Raw genomic sequence first — 18479 nt, forward strand, 5'->3', positions numbered from 1 at the left:
CCCCCCGCTCACGGCTTGCGGAAACGCCAGAGCCCGACATCGATGGTCCCGGCGCGGAACCCGGCCTCGCAATAGGCGAGGTAATAGTCCCACAGCCGGCGGAACCGCTCGTCGAAGCCCAGCGCCGCCACCTGCGGCCCGGCCTCCAAGAAGCGCCGCCGCCACTCCGCGCAGGTCCAGGCATAGGACTCGCCGAAGGTCTCGACATGCTCCACCACCAGCCCGGCCCGCTCCGCTTCGGCGCGCAGGGCCGACGGGCAGGGCAGCAGGCCGCCGGGGAAGATGTGGCGCTGGATGAAATCGCAGTTGCGGCGGTAGGACGGGAACCGCGCGTCGTCGATGGTGATCGCCTGCACCACCGCCGCCCCGCCGGGGGCCAGCCGGTCGCGCAGGGTGGCGAAGTAGCGCGGCCAATGCTCCTCCCCCACCGCCTCGATCATCTCGATGGAGACGATGCGGTCGAAGCTGCCACCGAATTCCTTGCCGGCATCCCGGTAATCCATCAGCCGCAGATCGACCCGGTCCGCCAGCCCGGCGCGATCCATCCGGTCGCGGGCGAAGGCGAGCTGCTCCGCCGACAGGGTCAGGCCGGTGACCGAGGCGTCGAAGCGGCCGGCCAGATGCTCCGCCATGCCGCCCCAGCCGCAGCCGATCTCCAGCACCCGGTCGCCGGGCCGGAGCTGCAACAACTCGGCGACGCGGGCGATCTTGGCGTCCTGCGCGTCCTCCAGGCTCTGGCCCTCCCGCTCGTAGAGGGCGGAGGAATAGGTCATGCCGGGGTCGAGCCACAGGCGGTAGAAGTCGTTGCCGAGGTCGTAATGAAAGGCGATGTTGCGGCGGCTGCCGCGGCGGGAATTGGCATGGCTGCGGTGGAAGAGCCGGTTGGCCAGCGCCGCCGCCAGGGTGCCCTTCAGCGCATTCCTCTTCGAAGCGCCGCCGAGTTCCCCCTCGTTGCGGATCGCCAGTTCGATCAGCGCCGGCAGGTCGCTGCTGCGCCACAGCCCGTCGCCATAGGCCTCCGCCATGCCGATGCCGCCGCCCAGCAGCAGGCGCCGCGCCGCCGCCCCGTCCAGCAGGGTCAGGTCGGCCCGCGGCCCCCGGGCGGGATCGCCGACGCCCATCGTCCGCCCGTCGGGCAGGCGCAGGGTCAGCTCGCCCCGGCGGATGCGGCCGGCCATCCTCGCCAGGGCGGCGGTCCACAAATCCCCTCCGGTCAGCAGCCGCAGCCATCGGGGCTGCCGTCGGAGCGTGCTTGCGGCGATGTCGGTAACAGCGTCGGTCATGGGCGGAAAGCCTTCTCGGAAACGGGCGGGATGGCGCTGTCGACGATGGTGACGGGATGGGCCGGGGCCGGCGGGCGCGGGCGGATCGCCAGCCCCTTGCGCCACAGATGCAGCGCCTCCCAATGGATGCCGGCCACCACCTTGGCGGTCATCAGCGGGTGGCGGGCCCAGACGCGCAGGATGGCGCCGTCGGTCAGCTCCACCCGCCGGGCGGTCAGCGCGGCGTGCAGCACCGGCCCCTCGGCATCGGTCTGGCGGATCGACACCGCCAGCGGCTCCCCGGCCAGCCCGCCGGGTGGGCGGATGCGGAAGTGATAGGCGGTCTCCATGTCCATGAAGGGCGAAACGTAGAAGCCCTTGTCGCAGCGCTGGCGCACCAGCCCGTCCGGCCCGGCCGCCGCCGGGATCAGGTAGGCGTGGCGCTGCCCGAAGGTGTTGGACACCTCGTGGATGATGGCGGCGAGCGTCCCGTCGCGGCGATGGCAGAACCAGACGCAGAGCGGGTTGAAGACGAAGCCCAGCACCCGCGGGAAACAGAGCAGCCGGACCGGCCCGCCCCCCTCGATTCCGGCGGCGGCGAGCTGGCCCTCGGCCCAGCCCTTGAGGTCCGTCCCCATCCCGCCCAGCCCCATACCACCCAACGGCCCGAAATCCCGATCCCGGAAGCCGAGCAGTCCGAAACGATTGTGGGCGAACAGCCGCAGCTCGCGGTCCAGCCGGGGAAGCTCGTCCAGATCGGCCAGCAGGCTGAACACCCGGTAGGACAGCCGGTGCCGCACCGGCTTCACCCGATGATGCATGACGCTGCCGACATAGAGGCCGGAGGCGAAGGGCCGCACCTCCATCACGCCGCCTCCAGCGCGGCGGCATGGGCGCCCGGCGCCGGTCCGACGTGAATGCGGCCGGACGGGTTCGGCACCGTCCAGGGCCGGCGCAGGCCGCCCAGCGCCTCCGCCACCGCAAGCCCGGCCTGCGCGCCGTCCTCGTGGAAGCCGGCGCCGAAATAGGAACCGGCGAACCAGGTCCGCCGCTGCCCTTGCAGGCTCCACAGCTGCTTCTGCGCCGCCAGCGCCTCCATCTCGAAGATGGGATGGTCGTAAAGGACGCTGCGCAGGATGCTGCCCTCGCGCGGCGGGCGCAGCGGGTTCAGCGTGACGAACAGGTCGCGGTCCCGGGGCAGGAAGCCTTGCAGGCGGTTCATCCAGTAGCTGACGCACACAGCGTCCTGCCCCTGGCCGTCGTCCCGCCGCTCGGCCAGATAATTCCAGCTCGACCACACCGCCCGGCGCTTCGGCATCAGGGAGGCGTCGCTGTGCAGGATGGCAAGGTTGCGTTCATAGCCGAAGGCACCCAGCAGCCGGCGCTCGTCCTCGCCGGCATCCTCCAGCAGGGCCAGCGCCTGATCGGCATGGGTGGCGATCACCGCATGGTCGTGGGCGCGCACCGCACCGCGGCGGTCGCGCACCAGCACGCGGCCCTCCTCACGGACGATGCCCTCCACCGCACGGTTCAGGCGCAGGGCGCCGGGCATGTCGGCCAGGATGCGCTCGACATAGCTGCGGCTGCCGCCCTCCACCGTGCGCCAGACAGGGCGGCCCTTGATCTTCAACAGGCCGTGGTTGTCGCAGAAGCGGAGGAAGGCGGCGGCGGGATGGTCGCGCATCGCAGCGGCCGGGGTCGACCAGATCGCGGCGGCCATGGGAAGCAGGTGGTCGCGGACGAAGGCATCGGAATAGCCGCCACGGTCCAGCACATCGCCCAGCGTCAGCGTCTCCGCCGCCGACCCCTGCTGCAACCCGGCCAGCAGCCCCGGCGCCTCGCGGTAGAAGCGCAGCAGGTCGGACAGCATCCGCCAGAAGCGCGGCCGCAGCAGGTTGCGCTTCTGCGCGAACAGGGTGGCGAGCGAACTGCCGGCATATTCCAACCGCCCGCCGTCCAGCGAGGCGGAAAAGCTCATGTCCGTCGCCCGCGTCGCCACGCCCAGATGGTCGAACAGCGCCACCAGATTGGGGTAGCAGGGCTCGTTGTAGACGATGAAGCCGGTGTCGACCGGACCGGCGCCGTCCGCCTCCACCGTGTTGGCGTGGCCGCCCGGCCGGTCCTCCTTCTCGTACAGGGTGACGCGGTGCGACTTCGACAGCAGCCACGCCGCCGACAGTCCGGCGATGCCGGCGCCGATGACGGCGATGTCGAGCGGGGCCGGCGGGCTGGTCTCGGGCGGTGAATACGGCATGGGGCGGCCCTCTTTGGGGGACTTGGCGGTAATCGGCCAGGGTTTCGACGATGGTTTCGACGATGTCCGGGGCCGCACTCTATCCGAAGTGGGTAGGCTCGGCGTGTGATCGGGATACGGCGGCGGATCGCGGTTGGATCATCGCCACGCTCGCGCTTCCCCGCCATCCGGCCGAATGGACAAAAAGACAAGGGGCGGCAGTGATCCGAAGCGCAGGCGTCGGCGTAACTCCAGCATGATCGCCCCACTCGCCACTCTTCTGACGCACGCCGCCGGAGCGGACCGGGCCAAGCCGGATATGGCCAAGCCGGACCGGGCAAAAGCCGGGCTGGCGGCGCGCGGCTGCGACGATCCGGCGGCAGCCCGGCTGTCCGCCGATCTGGTCGCGGTGGCAGCGGGGGACCGTCAGGCCTTCGCCCGGCTGTTCGCCCATTTTGCCCCGCGGGTGAAGGCGTACATGCTGAAGCTGGGCATGCCGGCGCAGCGGGCGGAGGATCTGGCGCAGGACACCATGCTGTCGGTGTGGCGCAAGGCCCAGCTCTACGATCCGGCGAAGGCGGAAGCGGCCACCTGGGTCTTCACCATCGCGCGCAACCTGCGCATCGACGCGCTGCGCCGTGAACGGCATCCGGAGGTCTCCGACGACGAGCTGCTGGAGCATGAGGACGACCGCCCGCCCGCCGACGAGCTGCTGGACGGCGACCGCCGAGCCCGCCGCCTGCGCGGTGCGCTGGCGGCGCTGACGCCGGAACAGGCGGAGGTGGTTCGGCTGTCCTTCTTCGCCGACCTCGCCCATCCGGCCATCGCCGAACGGCTGGACGTGCCGCTGGGCACAGTGAAATCGCGCCTGCGCCTGGCCATGGCCAAGATCCGCAAGGCGCTGGGAGACGACGACCGATGACCGCCCACCCCCCCGATGCCGCCCTGGCCCTGCTGCCGAACCACCATCCCAGCGATGCGTTGCTGGTGGCCTATGGCGCCGGCAGCCTGGGAGAGGGGCTGTCGCTCGCCGTGGCGGTCCATCTCGCCCATTGCCCCGACTGCCGAGCCACCCTGGCGGAGGTCGAGGCGCTGGGCGGCGCCCTGCTGGAGGATCTGCCGCCGGCCCCGCTGGAGAGCCTGTCGCTGGCCGCCACCCTGGACCGGCTGGACCGGGAGGAGGCGCCGGCCAATCCCTGCAAGGCCCAGCGCCTCAAGCCGCAGTGGAACAAGCCGAAAGCCGCCTCCACGCCGCAACCGGCGACGGGTTTGCCCCGCCCGCTGCGCGCCTATGTCCCATCCCTGGACAGCCTGTCCTGGCAGCGTCTGGCCCCCGGCGTGCGGCGGGTGGAACTGCTGCCGCGCACGGCATCCGGCGGCGCGGCCCAGCTTCTGCGCATCGCGCCCGGTACCGCCCTGCCCCACCACGGCCATGGCGGGCTGGAACTGACCGTGGTGCTGAGCGGCCATTTCGCCGATGAACTCGGCCGCTACGGCCCCGGCGATCTGGCGGAAGTCGATGGCGACACCAACCACCAGCCCATCGCCGACAGCCACCGCGACTGCGTCTGCCTGATCGCGACCGACGCGCCGCTGCGCTTCACCGGCCTGATGGGCCGGCTGATGCAGCCCTTCATCGGGCTGTAGCGGCAGCTCACCGAGCGTCACGCAACGGCTGCCATCGGCGTCAGGCCGTGGGTCAGGCGCTCCAGCTCGCGCTCGAACGCCTCCCGGTCGGCATCGGACAGATCGAACTTGACGTGCAGCCGGCCGCGCTCGCTGGACTTTACCCGCGCCGTGAGCGGCCGGGACACCCCGTCGATCCGCAGGGTCACCATCCCGCCGGTGACATGCCCGCCAGTCACTTGGTCGGGAGCGCCGGTCAGCATGGCGCCGCCCGCCGACAGGTTGGCGACGACGGCACGCACCGGACCGGCGCCGGCGGCCTCCAGAGCGCAGCCCATCGACACGGCGAAACGCGGGCGCTGGCGGCGGTCGACATCGCTGGTGGCGGTTCGCACCACGCGGATCAGCACGTTGCGCAGGGCGTCGATGCCGCCGGCGACGTCGTCCGCCACCGCCCGCACCTCGCCGGCCCGGTTCTGGGTGGAGTCCGCCTCGGCGGAAACGCGGCCGATGCGCAGCGACACCTCCTTCGCCGCGTCGCTGGTCTGGCTGACCGAGCGGGCGATCTCCTGGGTCGCCGCCGCCTGCTCCTCCACCGCGGCGGCGATGGAGGAGGAAATCCCGGCCACCTCATCGATGGTTTCCGCCACCTCGCCGACGACGCCGACGGCCGATGCGGTCACCGACTCCACCTCCGCGATCAGCGAGCCGATCTCCTCGGTGGACCGCGCGGTCTGGCTGGCGAGGGTCTTCACCTCGTTCGCCACCACGGCGAAGCCCCGCCCGGCATCGCCGGCCCGCGCCGCCTCGATGGTGGCGTTCAGCGCCAGCAGGTTGGTCTGGCTGGCGATGTCGCCGATCAGCCGGGCGACGGCGCCGATGCGCTCGACCGATGCCGACAGCCGTTCGATGGTGGAGCGGGCCAACCCCGCCCGCTCCACCGCGCGGCCGGTGACCTGGGTGGCGGTCGACACCTGCATGCCGATGTCGCCGATGGAGGCCGACAGCTCCTCCGTCGCGGCGGCGACGGTCTCGGCGTTGCTCAGCGCCTGCTGGGCGGCGGCGGCGACGTTCTGGGCGGTTGTCGCTGACCTGCACCGCCGATTCCGCCATGGCGCCGGCATTGCCGCTCATGCGGCTGGTCCGTTCGGCGACATGATCGACGGCGACGCGGGTCTCGCGCTCCACCTTCTCCGCCATCGCCTCCAGCGCCTGGCGCCGCTCCTCCTCGCCCCGGCGGCGGGTCTCCTCCTGGGCCAGCCGCAACCGGGCATTCTCCCGCGCGCCCTGCTGGAAGACGCGGACGGTGTCGGCCATTTGGCCGATCTCGTCCCGGCGCTCGCTCAGGCCGACCTCGACATCCAGATCGCCGCCGGCCAGCGCCGCCATGGCGCGGCGCAGCCGTTCCAGCGGGCGGATCATCGCCGCCTCCAGGAAGACCACGCAGGCCGAGGCCATCAGCAGGATGACCAGCCCGGCGCCGATCAGGGTCCAGCGCAGCCCGTCGGCCGCCTCCCGCACCGCCCCGATGCCGCCGGTCAGCGCCTTCAGCCGGTCGGCGCTGAGGGCGACGACGCTGGCGCCCAGCGCCTCCATGCTGTCGCCCATGGCGTCGGCGACGCTGTCGAACTCGCCCATGATCCGGTTGCCGGCCTCCGGCCCGCCGTCGATATAGGCCTGCGCCATGCGCCGCCCCATCTCGTAATAGGGGCCGAAGGCCTTGCGGGCGCGCCCGATCTCGTCGACCACCTGGGGCAGGGTCAGCGCCCGCGCCAGTTCGGTGGCCCTGGCGGTGTGCTCCTCGAACCGGCGGGCATAGTCGGCGGCCTTTTCCGGCCCGTCGTTCATGCCGTCCAGCCCGCGGGTCGCGGAAACGTCGGTCAGCCACTGCTGCGTCTGCACCACGTCGAAGCGGATTTCCCCGACCAGCGAAACCAGGGGAATGACGCTGCCGACGAGGTCATGCGTGTCGTGCTGCACCTCCGACAGATGGTCGGTCTGCCGGCTCATGTCGCGCATGGTGAGGACCGACGACAGGCCGACCGCGGCGAAGACGAACACCGCGACCGCCACGACCTTCGCCCGGATCGAGATGACGTGGAGGATGCTTCCGGCAGCCATCATGATGAGGAACTTTACTGGTTAAGAGTACGAATGATCGGCGCGGGCCGAGACTGCGTACTCTAGACATTCCACACCATTCGGTCACCGAAAACACCTATCTTCGGCTTCATCTGCGACGTGAAGTCGCTGTTTATCTTGAAAAATTCTGCAAATACTCTTCTGAAACAAAGAAACCACCGGACGAATATTCGTTGCGTCAAGCCGTCTCCTGCTCCACCGCGGCATTGTCCGCCGGCTGGAACCGGGACGCCAGGGCGTCCAGCGTGGCCTCGGCGACGCCCTCCAGCGCTTCGCAGTGCGGGTCGTCGTCCGTCCAGCCGCCATTGTCGAGCGCCCGCTGTTCCAGCAGCGAAGCCAGACGGCTCAGGCGCACGGCGCCGATGTTGGCGGCCGTTCCCTTGAGCGTGTGGGCGATACGGACCGGCGGCACGGCGCTCCCCTCCCGCCCGGCCGCGCTGCGGATGGCGGCCACGCTGTCGCCCACCGTCCGCCGGAAGGCGACCACCGTCTGCACCCAGGCCTCCTCGCCGATCACCGCGCGCAACGACGAGGCCTGCCCGTCGTCCAGCAGCGGCGCCGCGCGCCAGACCTCCGCCCCGGACGGGGCGGGCGACGGGGCTCCGGGGAAAGTGGATGCCACGGGCGCCCGCGGCGGCAGGCCGGAGTCCCCCCATATACCGCCGGCCGCCCGCAACGCGGCCACCGAGGCCAGCACGTCGAACAGGTCGGCGGACACGATGGGCTTGGTCAGATAGGCGGTCATGCCGGCGGCGAGATACTCGGCGCGGTGGCCGGGCATGACGTTGCCGGTCAGCGCCACGATGGGGAGGCGGGCGGCCTCGCCCGGCATGGTGCGGATGTGCCGGGTCGCGGTGACCCCGTCCATCACCGGCATCTGCACGTCCATCAGGACGAGGTCGAAACCGCCCTCCTCCACCAGACGCACCGCCTGCAAGCCGTCCTCCACCGCCGTCGCGCGATGGCCGGCGCGGCGCAGCATGGTGACGACGATGTCGCGGTTGATCTCGTTGTCCTCGGCGACCAGGACATGCAGGCCGGCCGGCTGCGCGGTTCCGGCCGCCGGCACCGGTTCCGGAGCGCAGGGCACGGTCAGCACCCCCGCCGACGGATCGGCGGCGGGCTCGCAGCGGACGGTGAACCAGAAGGTGCTGCCCTTGCCCTCGGTGCTGACCACACCGATGCGCCCGCCCATCAGCGTCACCAGCTCCCGGCTGATCGCCAGTCCCAGCCCGGTGCCGCCGAAGCGCCGGGTGGTGGAGCTGTCGGCCTGGGTGAAGCGGCGGAACAGGGTCTGCTGCACATTCTCCGGAATGCCGATTCCAGTGTCGGCCACCTCGAACCGCAGGAAGAAGCCGCCATCGGCCAATCCTGCCGCCGCTCCCGTCCCAGCCCCCTCCAACCCGACCCGCACGGACACGCCGCCCCGGTTGGTGAATTTCAACGCGTTGCCGACCAGATTGACCAGCACCTGACGGATGCGGCGCAGGTCGGCCCGCACCCGGTCGGGCACGGCGGGCGCCACCTCCCGCGTCAGGATCAGGCCGCGGCCGCAAGCGGCCGGCTCCAGCAGGTCGATGCTGTCGCCCAGCACGGCGCGCAGCTCGAAGTCCACCGGCTCGACCTCCGCCTTGCCGGCCTCCAGCTTGGAGAGGTCGAGGATGTCGTCGATGATCTGCAACAGCGCGTTGCCCGACCGGTTGGCGACGTCCAGAAGCTGGCGCTGCTCCTCGTTCAGGTTCGGCCCCTCGACCAGGGCCAGCGCCCCCAGCACCCCGTTCATCGGCGTGCGGATCTCGTGGCTCATGGTCGCCAGGAACTCGCCCTTGGCGCGGTTGGCCTGATCGGCGGCCTCCTTGGCGCGGCGCAGGCTGGCCTCGATCTCGCGCTGGGCGGTGACGTCGCGGAGCGCGCCGGTGACGTAGCGGCGGTCGCCCTCGCGCCAGCCGGCCAGGGTCACCTCCAGCGGGAACTCGCTGCCGTCCTTGCGGCGGCCGGTCAGCTCCCGGATCTCCGAGCGCGGCGCGGAGGCGTCGCTCTCGCGGTAGGTGGCCAGCAGCCCGTCATGGACGGCGCCCATCGCGGTCGGCATCAGCCGGGTCATCGGCCCGCCGACCATGTCGGCCGCGCGGTAGCCGAACAGCCGCTCCGCCGCCCGGTTGAAGGCGTCGATGGTGCCATGCTCGTCGATGGTGACGATCGGCTGGCCCACCGCCTCGAACATGGCGCGGTAGCGCGCCTCGCTGGAGGCCAGCCGGTTGGCGGCCAGCTCCCGCTCGGTGATGTCGGTGGCCGAGCCGCGGTAGCCGCGGAATTCCCCGCTCTCGTCGAAGACCGGACGGCCGCTGACGCTGAAATAGCGCAGCCCCGCCGCCGTCATCACCCGGTAGCGGAAGTTCCGGAACGGCTCCCGCCGCTCCATCGCCTGACGGTGCCGCTCCCACTTCGGCGTATCCCCCGGTTCGCGCAGTGCGACATCCTCGCGCCTGAGGCCGATGGGCAGCGCGCCGTTGACGATATGCGGGACCAGCGGCCCGGCGAGATTGGAGAAGCGCAGGTCGGCATCCATCTCCCAGAACCAGTCAGAGGCCGTTTCCGCCTGATCGCGGAACCGCTCCTCGCTCTGGGCCAACTGGCGGGCCAAACCGGCGAGCCGTGCCGTCTGCCGCGTCGCCAGCAGGGCCAGCCCGATCAGCCCGGCGCTGCACGCCGCCGCCGCCAGCAGATAGACCCGCTGCCGCCGCCGCGTGTCGGCCAGGAAGGAGCCCTCGTCGAACGCCGCCGTGACGATCAGCGGATAGGCGGCCAGGGTGCGGAAGGATTGCAGGCGCGGAATCCCGTCGATCACGCTGGCGCTGCGCACGAAGCCGGTGGGGCGGAGACGCGCCATCTGCAGCGTCGGCGATTCGCCGACGTCCCGCCCGATGATGCGGTCGTTCATCAGCGAGCGGGCGCGCAGGATGCCGTCGGTGCCGACAATCGCCACCGCCCCGTTGGGGCCGACGTCCAGCTCCTCCAGCGAGCGGCTGAAATAGAAGGGGTCCATCGACGCGACCAGCACCCCGGCGAAGCTGCCGTCGCTGTTGCTGATGCGCCGCGTCAGCTGGATCGACCATTTGCCGGAGGCGCGGCCGAACACCGGCTTCCCGATGAACAGGCCGGCGGCCGGGTTGTTGGCATGGACGCGGAAATGCTCGCGGTCGGCCAGATGGATGCGGACCGGCGCATCCTCGACGCTGGTGTGGATGAGGTCGCCATGCTCGTCGATCACCGCCAGCTGGACCAGGATGCTCGAACGCTCCACCGCCTGCCGCAGCATCTGGGTGATGCCCTGGGTCCAGTCGCCATGCTCGTGATAGTCGTCGATCAGGAACAGCAGGATCTGGTCGGCTTCGGCGATGGTCCGTGTCGCCTGTTCGGCGACGACGCGGGCAAGGTTGCCGCTGTCGCGCTCGGCCCGCGCCATCGCTTCGGCATCGTCGTAATGGACCAGCGTCAGGGCCGCCGCCCACAGTCCGGCGGCGATCACCAGGGTCGCCGTCCAGATGGCGGCGATGAAGCCTTGCAGATGAGGGCGTCCACGCATCAGCGCCGCCCTCCGGTCATCCCGTCCCCGCTTCCCTCTCCGCATTCCCTCCGGCTGCCGCCGGCGGCGAGCGCCGCCACCCCGCGCGCCAGCCGCGGCAGGTCGACCGGCAGCGGCAGAAGGAGGTCGGCCGGTCCGCCGGCCTCGACATGAAGCGGGACGGCGCCAGCCGGAAACTCGGCGCCGGCCGCGCCGTAGAGCACGCAGAGCAGGTCCGGCCGCAGCGCTTTCAGGCGGCCGGCCAGCGCAAGGCCGGCGGGAAGCGCGCTCAGCCCCGGACCGATGACCACCGCATCGAAGAAGCCCGGCTCGTCGGCGACGACGTCCAGCGCATCGCGAAGGTCGTCGCAGACCGACACCTCGAAGCCCTGCCGTTCCAGCCCGGTCTGGAACCGGTCTCCGGACGCCGGGTCGGCATCGACGACCAGAACCTTGCAGGCCGGCGCGGAACTGCGCGTAGCCGACCCCGTTACCTGCTGGGGCCGCGGTGCCGACGCCTGCTGCGGTGGCTGTGGCGTCTCTTTCTCGGGTTGCGGTGTCGCCGCCCTGGCGGTGCGGAGCGGCGCCGGGACGGCGGGAATGTGCAGCCGCACCGCCGTCCCTTCCACCGGGTGGGTCAGCAGGCTCAGCCCGCCGTCATGGAGCCGTGCGGTCAGCAGGGCTGCCGGCCAGGGGGCGCCCTCCTCCCGCTCCGACTGGCCGCGGCGGTAGCAGGCGCGGGCGAACAGCAGCGGATCGACCAGCATGGACAGCAGGTCGTCGGCCAGCGGCGGGCCGTCGATCCGCAGTTCGAACAGAATGTGCGGTCCGCGGCGCGGCGTCAGGAGCGGCCGCACGGTCCAGCCGGCGGCGTCCCGATCCGGATCGTCCTGATCCGCAACCAGTTCCGATCCCAGCCCTGCCATCAGCTGGCCCGGAACCGAGGCGCGCAGGCAAAGCCGGGCGTCGCTGGCCCGGCCGGAGGCGGCGAGGATCTCCGCCGCCAGACCCGCCAGGGTCCGCGCCAGCAGGTCGGCGTTGCAGACCGGATCGGGCACGCCGGGGTCGTGGCGGACGGCCAGACTGCCCGGCTGCACCGGAACGGTCCGCAGCAGCGCGGCCGCCTCGTCCAGAATACCGACGGCCCGCTCGGGCTTCAGCGGGACCGGCTCCATCCTTGCGGCCGACACCAGCCTGCGCAGGCCGGGACCGACGCGGGTCACCGCCGTCAGGACACGGTTGGCATAGTCGGCCTGCGGCGAGTCCGCGGGCAGGTCGCTGACCAGGAAGTCGGCATAGCCCGAGACCGCGCCTAGCGCGTTGTTCATGTCGTGAACGATGGCGCAGGCAAGCCCGGCACGGACGTCCATCGCGGCCAGCTGCTGGCTGCGCAGCCGCTCCGCAGCCTGCCTGTCCCTTTGCCGCAACGCCTCTTCCAGCGCGGCGATGCGGACGGTGGCCCCGGCAGCCATGTCGGAGGCTGGCGGCGGCTGCGTCGCCGGGACGGGAGGCGGCGTGAAATCCGCGGTCTTGCCGCGCCCGGCTCTCCAGACCGACAGGAGCGTCAGCCCGGCCGCCGCACAGCAGCCGGCGGCCATCAGGGGAAGCGCCAGGGGTGCGACCTCACGCAGCGGGTCGAGTGCCGACAGCAGGAAAACCGCCACTCCGCATAGCGCGGCAACCGCGGGCGCGGCGATGGCGGACGCAATGGCGGGACGCGCGGGGCGGACGGCTTGCGGACCCGGCAAGGAATGGTCGGATGGGCTCATCGGCGACTCGGACTGCGGCCCCATTTGCGGCCCTGTTGCGGTTACGCCCATCTCTGCCGCACTGGACAAAGGCGTGTGACCAGTGGGGGCAACCATACCAGAACGGCCGGCCTGCCGCTGCTGGGACCAGCCCTATGCGGCAAGCGGCCTTCCCGGCACGCCTGCCGGAGTCAGGACGAGGCTTCGTCCAGGCTGCGGGACAAGAGGCCGGCCTGCTGGGCGCGGCGCACGGCGTCGGTGCGGTTGCGGGCACCCAGCTTGCGCAGGATGCGGCGGGTGTGCAGCTTGACCGTCACCTCCTGAAGGCTGAGGTGACGCCCGATCTCCTTGTTGGTCGCCCCGGTGGCGAGCATCGACAGCACCTGCTGCTCCCGGTCGGTCAGGGGCGAGGATGGCGCGCCCTCCCCCTCCAGCGGCGGTCCGTCGGCCTCCTCCGCCTCGTCGATGTCGAGCGACAGGTCGGTCATGTGCAGCAGGTCAAGCGCCACGCATTTCGGCACAAAGCTGCCGCCTTCGGCCACCAGACGCAGGGCCTGGGCCAGGATGCGGCGCGGCGTCGTCTTCGGCAGGAAGGCTTCGGCGCCGCAGCGCAGCACCTCCAGGGCGGTCAACGCATCCTCCGCCCCCGTCACCACGGCGACCGGCCCCTGGACCCCCGCCTGACGCAGCACGGCGATCGGATTGCTTCCCTCCGCACCGGGCATCCGCCAGTCGAGCACGATCAGGTCATAGCGGAAAAGCATGGCGGGGCTGCCATCGGCCGACGCCGGCACCGACGCCGACGCCGCGGGCAATTCCAGAAGCGAGCCGATGCAGCCGATTTCCGCATCCGGCCAAGCCTGACGGACCGACAGCTCCAGCGCGTCCCGGAACAAGGGATGGTCGTCCGCCACCAGGATCTTCATCAACCAGCCTCCGCCACCCTCGGCAACCACTCATCCCACAGTATCAAGAATTTCTGTTATACCGGTCGAAATCTTAAGTTTTCGTGGCTTCCGAACATTTCACGCCGGTCATAATTGCATGACGGTCATACTTCCCCGCCTCCACCCTGCGCCATATCTTCATGGATGCGGGATAATATCCCCACTATCCCATTTCCCGTCCCCGCTATCCCAGACAAAGCGGGTGCGCGCACCGGTAGCCGGTTATGGTGACGCTTAGCGATTTCTTTTCAGCGTGGCCGACGGCCGCGCGGCGGATCACGGAAGCGGCAACCATGGAAATGTCCCTCTTCGAGCTGCGGGGCCGGCCCACCCCCTCCCCCACCACCGAATCCGCCGCGTCCATCCTGCTGGTCGACGACGACCCCGACTTCCGCGGGATGGTGCGCATCGCCTTCCAGCGGGCCGGCTACACCGTGCACGAGGCCGAGAACGGAAACGCGGCGCTGGCCGTCATGGACCGGCATGCGGTGGATCTGGTGGTGACGGATATCATCATGCCGGAGGCCGATGGGTACGAGATCATCCTGCGGCTGAAGGCACAACAGTCACGCCCGCCCCTGATCGCGGTGACCGGCGGCAGCGTGCGCCTGCGGATGGAGCTGCCGGGGATGGCCCGCCTGCTGGGGGCCGAGGCGGCCTTCGAAAAGCCGGTCGACCTGAAGGCCCTGCTGGCCGAGGTCGGCCGGCTGCTCGCCGCTCGCAAGGACAGCGACCGGAAAGGCGATGCCGCAAGATGAACATCCTCATCGTCGACGACGACCGCACCAACCTCTTCATCATGGCCGCCATCGTCCGCCGCCTGGACGATGCGGAGCCGGTCACCATGGAAAGCCCGCTGGAGGCCGTCGAATGGCTGCGCGGGAACGAGCCGGACCTGATCCTTCTGGACCAGATGATGCCGGACATGGACGGCATCGAGCTGCTGCGCCACATCCGCGACGATGCGCGGCTGGACACCGTGCCGGTGGTGATGATCACCGCCAACACGGCGGTCGACATCCGCGTGCGGGCGCTCGACGAGGGCTGCAGCGACTTCCTGACCAAGCCGGTGGTCGTGCCGGAGGTGCAGGCGCGCCTGCGCAACCTGCTGGCCCTGCGCCACAGCCGCGCCCTGCTGCGCGACCGCGCCGCCCTGCTGGCTGCCGAGGTCGAGCGGGTGACCGCCGCCCTCCAGCGCCAGGGAGAGGAGCTGGTCAACCGCCTGTCGCGCGCCGCCGAATACCGTGATCCGGAGACCGGCGCCCACATCGAACGGATGGCACTCTATTCGAAACTGGTCGCCGAAGCGGCCGGCTGCGGCGGCGCCTTCGCCCATGAACTGATGAAGGCGGCGCCGATGCACGACATCGGCAAGATCGCCATCCCGGACATGATCCTGCTGAAGCCGGGACGCCTGTCGCCGGAAGAGATGACGGTGATGCGCCAGCACGCCGCCATCGGCCACCGCATCCTGGCGGACAGCCCCATCCCGCTGCTGCGGCTGGCGGCGGAGATCGCGCTCAGCCATCACGAGAAGTTCGACGGCAGCGGCTATCCCAACGGTCTGGCCGGGACGGACATCCCGCTGTCCGGCCGCATCGTCGCCATCGCCGACGTGTTCGACGCCCTGACCTCCGCCCGCCCCTACAAGCAGTCCTGGAAGCTGGAGGAGGCGCGCACCTACATGGTCGAGAACCGCGGCGGCCATTTCGACCCGGCGCTGCTGGACGCCTTCCTGTCGCGCTGGGACGACGTGTGCAGGATTCACCACGAGAACGCCGAAGAGTTTTCCGGACTCGTTCCCGAAGCGGTTCATCACTGAAGAGGGGCGACTGAACGGGCGTGCCTGAAAGGACGTTCCTGAACGGGCGCGAGGGCCGGGGAGGCCCTCGTTTCACGAAACGTCCTTAATTCAACCTGCCCTCAGTTCACGATCCGCCAGGTCCCGTCGGACTGGAGGCAGGCGGTGCCGTAGACCGGCTGTGGCCGGCCGCCGACCATGGCGCTGCTCTGGTATTCGCGGCATTGCTGGCCGCTTCGCGAATAATAGACCGGTCCGGCCGGATCGGCGCCGACCGTGCCCGGAGGCGGCGCATAATATTGCACCGGCGGCGGCGCGTAGACGACCGGCGGCGGTGCGTAATACTGCACCACCGGCGGGGGCGGCGCGTAGTAGCGGTACGGATGGTAATAGCCATAGGCCGGGAAAATCGGTCCGACGCCGATGCCGACCGATACCGACGCGCGCGCCTGTGCCGCACCCGGAACGGACATCACCGCAGCTGCGGCCGCAACCGCCAGCATCGCAGCACCCAGGGCGACCGCCCTCCGCACCGTCTTCATCTTTGTCTCCCGGCCTCTATCTCCCGGCAGCGGTCCGCGGAACCCGTCCCGCCGGCCGCCTGAGATATGGCGCCATCATACACCGGTCCCGCGGCGCATCACAGGGGCTGCGCGCGGGGGCCGTATGCAGGACTGTCAGATGTCGAGCGGCAGATTGTCCGGGTCGAAGCCCAGCTGCTCCACGATGGCGCGGGCGAGCGGAATGCTGGTCTCGAACCGCCATTCGGCCATGCCGGGACGGTATTCCGACACGTTGGGGCGGCCATTGGCGAAGCGGCGCGGATGCAGCTCGTACCAATAGATGTCGCTGAGGCCTACACCCTGTTCCTTCGCGTAGACCTCGGCGATGCGGGGCCAATCGTTCACGGCCGGCTGGGGCAACCCGGCCGCTTTGGCGATGTCGGTCTGTTCCAGGAAGGCGACGATGCGCTTCCCCTCGCGCTCGAAATCGGCGACCCGGATGGTGACGGGCTGCTTTCCTTCACGCTGATAGGTCCACTCGCGGTTCTTTTCGACCAAGGCCTTATCCACGGCAAATGCTCCGGTTCACTCCTGCAAAGGCTAACCGACAGGCCCGCCTTAATCCAACTGTTCCGTTGCCTTTCCCGAACGGGCACGAGCCTTTGGCCCCTGCGCCGCCGGTCATGGCGGATCAAAGGTTACCAAAGCACGCCGCTTTTTCTTTGTACACGGGAATTGTAACGCCCGGCCGTCGCCGGGCGCCCCTCCTCCCTTCCGGTCACTGCCCTCCGGCCAATCCCCTCCCCGGTTGCTTCCCTCAATATCCCAGCGTCATGCCGTCGGGATTGCGCGGGTCGGAAAAGCCATAGAGACCGTCCTCGCGCAGCTGGATGGTCTGGGTGCGGCCCATCGTCGGCTTCACCGCCACCTTGTGGCCCATCTGCTCCAGCAGGCGGACGGTGTCGGGGCTGAGCCCCTTCTCCACCCGCAGCTCGTCGGGGGTCCACTGGTGATGGACGCGCGGCAGGGCGGCGGCCTCGGCCGGGTTCATGTCGAAGTCGATGTGGTCGATCACCGTCTCCATCGTGGTGGTGATGATGCGGCTGCCGCCGGGGCTGCCGGTGACCAGCCAGGGCTTGCCGTCCTTCAGCACGATGGTCGGCGACATCGAGCTGAGCGGCCGCTTGTAGGGCTGGACGGCGTTGGCGTCGCCGCCGACCAGACCGAAGGCGTTGGGCACCCCCGGCTTGGCCGAGAAATCGTCCATCTCGTTGTTCAGCAGGATGCCGGTGCCCTCGGCGACGATGCCGCTGCCGAAATTGAGGTTCAGCGTGTAGGTGGTGCTGACGACGTTGCCCTGGTTGTCCGCCACCGAGAAATGGGTGGTCTGGTCGCTCTCGTAGGGCGCCGGCTTGCCGGGCTTGATGCTGCTGGCCGGGGTCGCCTTCTCCGGATCGATCTTCGCCGCCAGCTCGTCGGCGTATTTGCGCGAAGTCAGGCCCTTCACCGGCACCTTTGTGAAGTCGGGATCGCCCAGATATTCGGAGCGGTCGGCATAGGCCAGCTTCATCGCCTCCGCCATCAGGTGGATCGACCGGGCGCTGTCGGGGCCGTACTCCTTCAGCGGCCAGCGCTCAAGGATGTTCAGCATCTGGATGATGTGCGTCCCGCCGGAGCTTGGCGGCGGCATCGACTTGACGGTGTAGCCGCGGTAGCTGCCGCTGACCGGCTCGCGCTCCACCACCTTGTAGGCCTTCAGATCGTCCTTGGTGATGTAGCCGCCGTGGCGAGACATTTCCGCCGCGATCCTGTCGGCGATGGCGCCCTCGTAGAAGGCCTTCGGCCCCTGCTGCGCGATCGTCTCCAGCGAATTGGCGAGGTCGGCGTTGGCCAGCGTCTCGCCGGCGGTCAGCGGCCGGCCGTCCTTGAAGAAGATGGCCTTGGTCGCGTCCCAGGCGGCCAGATGGTCGCGCTCGACCTCCAGCAGCCCGGCGAGCTGCGGGGTGACGGTGTGCCCCTCGCGCGCCAGCTTGATCGCCGGGGCCAGCACGTCGGCCAGCGTCATCGTGCCGTATTTTTCCAGCGCATGGGCCAGCCCGGCGACGGTGCCGGGGATGCCGACCGCCAGATGGGTGTAGAGCGAGCGGTCGGGGACCACCTTGCCCTGCTGGTCGAGATACATGTCGCGGAAGGCCTTGGCCGGCGCCATCTCGCGGAAGTCGATGGCGACGTCCTTGCCGCTCTTGGCGTCATGGACGACCATGAAGCCGCCGCCGCCGATGTTGCCGGCATTGGGCAGCACCACCGCCAGGGCGAAGCCGACGGCCACCGCCGCATCGACCGCGTTGCCGCCGCGCTTGAGGATGTCGACGCCGATCTCGGTCGCCAGCCGGTGCTCGGAGGCCACCATCCCGTTCCGGCTGCGGACGGGATAGAAGATGTTGTAGCCGATGTCATAGCGGACCGAAGCCGCTGCCGCTGCTAGGGCCGGGGCTGATGTCGCGGCAGTCTGGGCGGGCGCCGGCACCGGCAGCACCAGGGCGGAGCCGACGCAGAGCGCCGCCACCGCCGCAATGGTGGACCGGGATCGGAAAGCGGGGAACCACATGCGGTGAAACTCCTGAGCGGGACGTCAGGTCGGGGGCTGCTGCC

At 70.2% G+C, this 18479-nt stretch carries 14 protein-coding genes and 1 pseudogene; 4 read left to right on the forward strand and 11 right to left on the reverse strand.

From position 1 onward, the window contains the following. Positions 1 to 8 precede the first annotated feature (8 nt). Genes ABNQ39_RS31720 through ABNQ39_RS31730 form a run of 3 tightly spaced genes read right to left on the reverse strand, consistent with a single transcriptional unit; the run spans position 9 to position 3516 of the window. Positions 9 to 1283, reverse strand: coding sequence for a class I SAM-dependent methyltransferase (locus ABNQ39_RS31720; protein WP_376966051.1), 1275 nt, complete (start codon positions 1281 to 1283; stop codon positions 9 to 11). Continuing rightward, positions 1280 to 2128 (reverse strand): DUF1365 domain-containing protein, encoded by an 849-nt coding sequence (locus ABNQ39_RS31725; RefSeq protein WP_376966053.1) that lies wholly within the window; start codon positions 2126 to 2128, stop codon positions 1280 to 1282. The genes ABNQ39_RS31720 and ABNQ39_RS31725 overlap by 4 nt, the downstream gene beginning before the upstream one ends. Further along, a complete protein-coding gene (locus ABNQ39_RS31730) occupies positions 2128 to 3516 on the reverse strand; it encodes an NAD(P)/FAD-dependent oxidoreductase (RefSeq protein WP_376966055.1) in 1389 nt (462 codons plus the stop codon). Before ABNQ39_RS31730 ends, ABNQ39_RS31725 begins: the two co-directional genes overlap by 1 nt. Before the next feature lie 235 nt (positions 3517 to 3751). Here ABNQ39_RS31730 and ABNQ39_RS31735 point away from each other — a divergent pair, with 235 nt between their 5' ends. After that, the gene (locus ABNQ39_RS31735; RefSeq protein WP_376966057.1) at positions 3752 to 4417 is read left to right on the forward strand and encodes a sigma-70 family RNA polymerase sigma factor; all 666 of its coding nucleotides are present in this window, start codon (positions 3752 to 3754) and stop codon (positions 4415 to 4417) included. Then, positions 4414 to 5142: a ChrR family anti-sigma-E factor gene (locus tag ABNQ39_RS31740; RefSeq protein ID WP_376966059.1), complete on the forward strand. Its 729-nt coding sequence runs from the start codon at positions 4414 to 4416 to the stop codon at positions 5140 to 5142. Before ABNQ39_RS31735 ends, ABNQ39_RS31740 begins: the two co-directional genes overlap by 4 nt. Before the next feature lie 17 nt (positions 5143 to 5159). Here the strand turns inward: ABNQ39_RS31740 and ABNQ39_RS31745 are convergent, their stop codons facing one another. The 5 genes and pseudogenes from ABNQ39_RS31745 to ABNQ39_RS31765 all read right to left on the reverse strand — a co-directional run bounded on the left by ABNQ39_RS31745 (position 5160) and on the right by ABNQ39_RS31765 (position 13502). Next, the gene (locus tag ABNQ39_RS31745; protein WP_376966061.1) at positions 5160 to 6245 is read right to left on the reverse strand and encodes a methyl-accepting chemotaxis protein; all 1086 of its coding nucleotides are present in this window, start codon (positions 6243 to 6245) and stop codon (positions 5160 to 5162) included. Between the two features lie 220 nt (positions 6246 to 6465). Then, a pseudogene (locus ABNQ39_RS31750) lies at positions 6466 to 7245 on the reverse strand (methyl-accepting chemotaxis protein); the annotation flags it as partial. Positions 7246 to 7441: 196 nt separating this feature from the next. Further along, positions 7442 to 10849, reverse strand: a complete 3408-nt coding sequence (locus ABNQ39_RS31755) for a PAS domain S-box protein (protein WP_376966063.1) — start codon at positions 10847 to 10849, stop codon at positions 7442 to 7444. Further along, complete coding sequence (locus tag ABNQ39_RS31760) at positions 10849 to 12597, reverse strand: hypothetical protein (RefSeq protein WP_376966065.1); 1749 nt, start codon at positions 12595 to 12597, stop codon at positions 10849 to 10851. The genes ABNQ39_RS31755 and ABNQ39_RS31760 overlap by 1 nt, the downstream gene beginning before the upstream one ends. Positions 12598 to 12767: 170 nt before the next feature. Continuing rightward, positions 12768 to 13502, reverse strand: a complete 735-nt coding sequence (locus tag ABNQ39_RS31765) for a LuxR C-terminal-related transcriptional regulator (protein ID WP_376966067.1) — start codon at positions 13500 to 13502, stop codon at positions 12768 to 12770. 314 nt (positions 13503 to 13816) lie between these two features. Between ABNQ39_RS31765 and ABNQ39_RS31770 the strand changes: the two genes are divergently transcribed. Then, complete coding sequence (locus tag ABNQ39_RS31770; protein ID WP_376966069.1) at positions 13817 to 14281, forward strand: response regulator; 465 nt, start codon at positions 13817 to 13819, stop codon at positions 14279 to 14281. Further along, entirely contained in the window at positions 14278 to 15345 is a 1068-nt protein-coding gene (locus ABNQ39_RS31775; RefSeq protein ID WP_376966071.1) for an HD domain-containing phosphohydrolase, read from the forward strand. Before ABNQ39_RS31770 ends, ABNQ39_RS31775 begins: the two co-directional genes overlap by 4 nt. Before the next feature lie 101 nt (positions 15346 to 15446). On the opposite strand, the gene ABNQ39_RS31780 is transcribed toward ABNQ39_RS31775, so the two are convergent. From ABNQ39_RS31780 to ggt, 3 genes are all read right to left on the reverse strand, one after another. Continuing rightward, a complete protein-coding gene (locus tag ABNQ39_RS31780; protein WP_376966073.1) occupies positions 15447 to 15866 on the reverse strand; it encodes a hypothetical protein in 420 nt (139 codons plus the stop codon). A gap of 135 nt (positions 15867 to 16001) precedes the next feature. Beyond that, positions 16002 to 16397 (reverse strand): hypothetical protein, encoded by a 396-nt coding sequence (locus ABNQ39_RS31785; protein ID WP_376966075.1) that lies wholly within the window; start codon positions 16395 to 16397, stop codon positions 16002 to 16004. Between the two features lie 247 nt (positions 16398 to 16644). Beyond that, positions 16645 to 18435, reverse strand: a complete 1791-nt coding sequence (gene ggt / locus ABNQ39_RS31790; protein WP_376966077.1) for a gamma-glutamyltransferase — start codon at positions 18433 to 18435, stop codon at positions 16645 to 16647. Between the last annotated feature and the right edge of the window lie 44 nt (positions 18436 to 18479).

The organism is Azospirillum sp. A26 (assembly GCF_042604635.1).
Taxonomy (GTDB): Bacteria; Pseudomonadota; Alphaproteobacteria; order Azospirillales; family Azospirillaceae; genus Azospirillum; species Azospirillum palustre.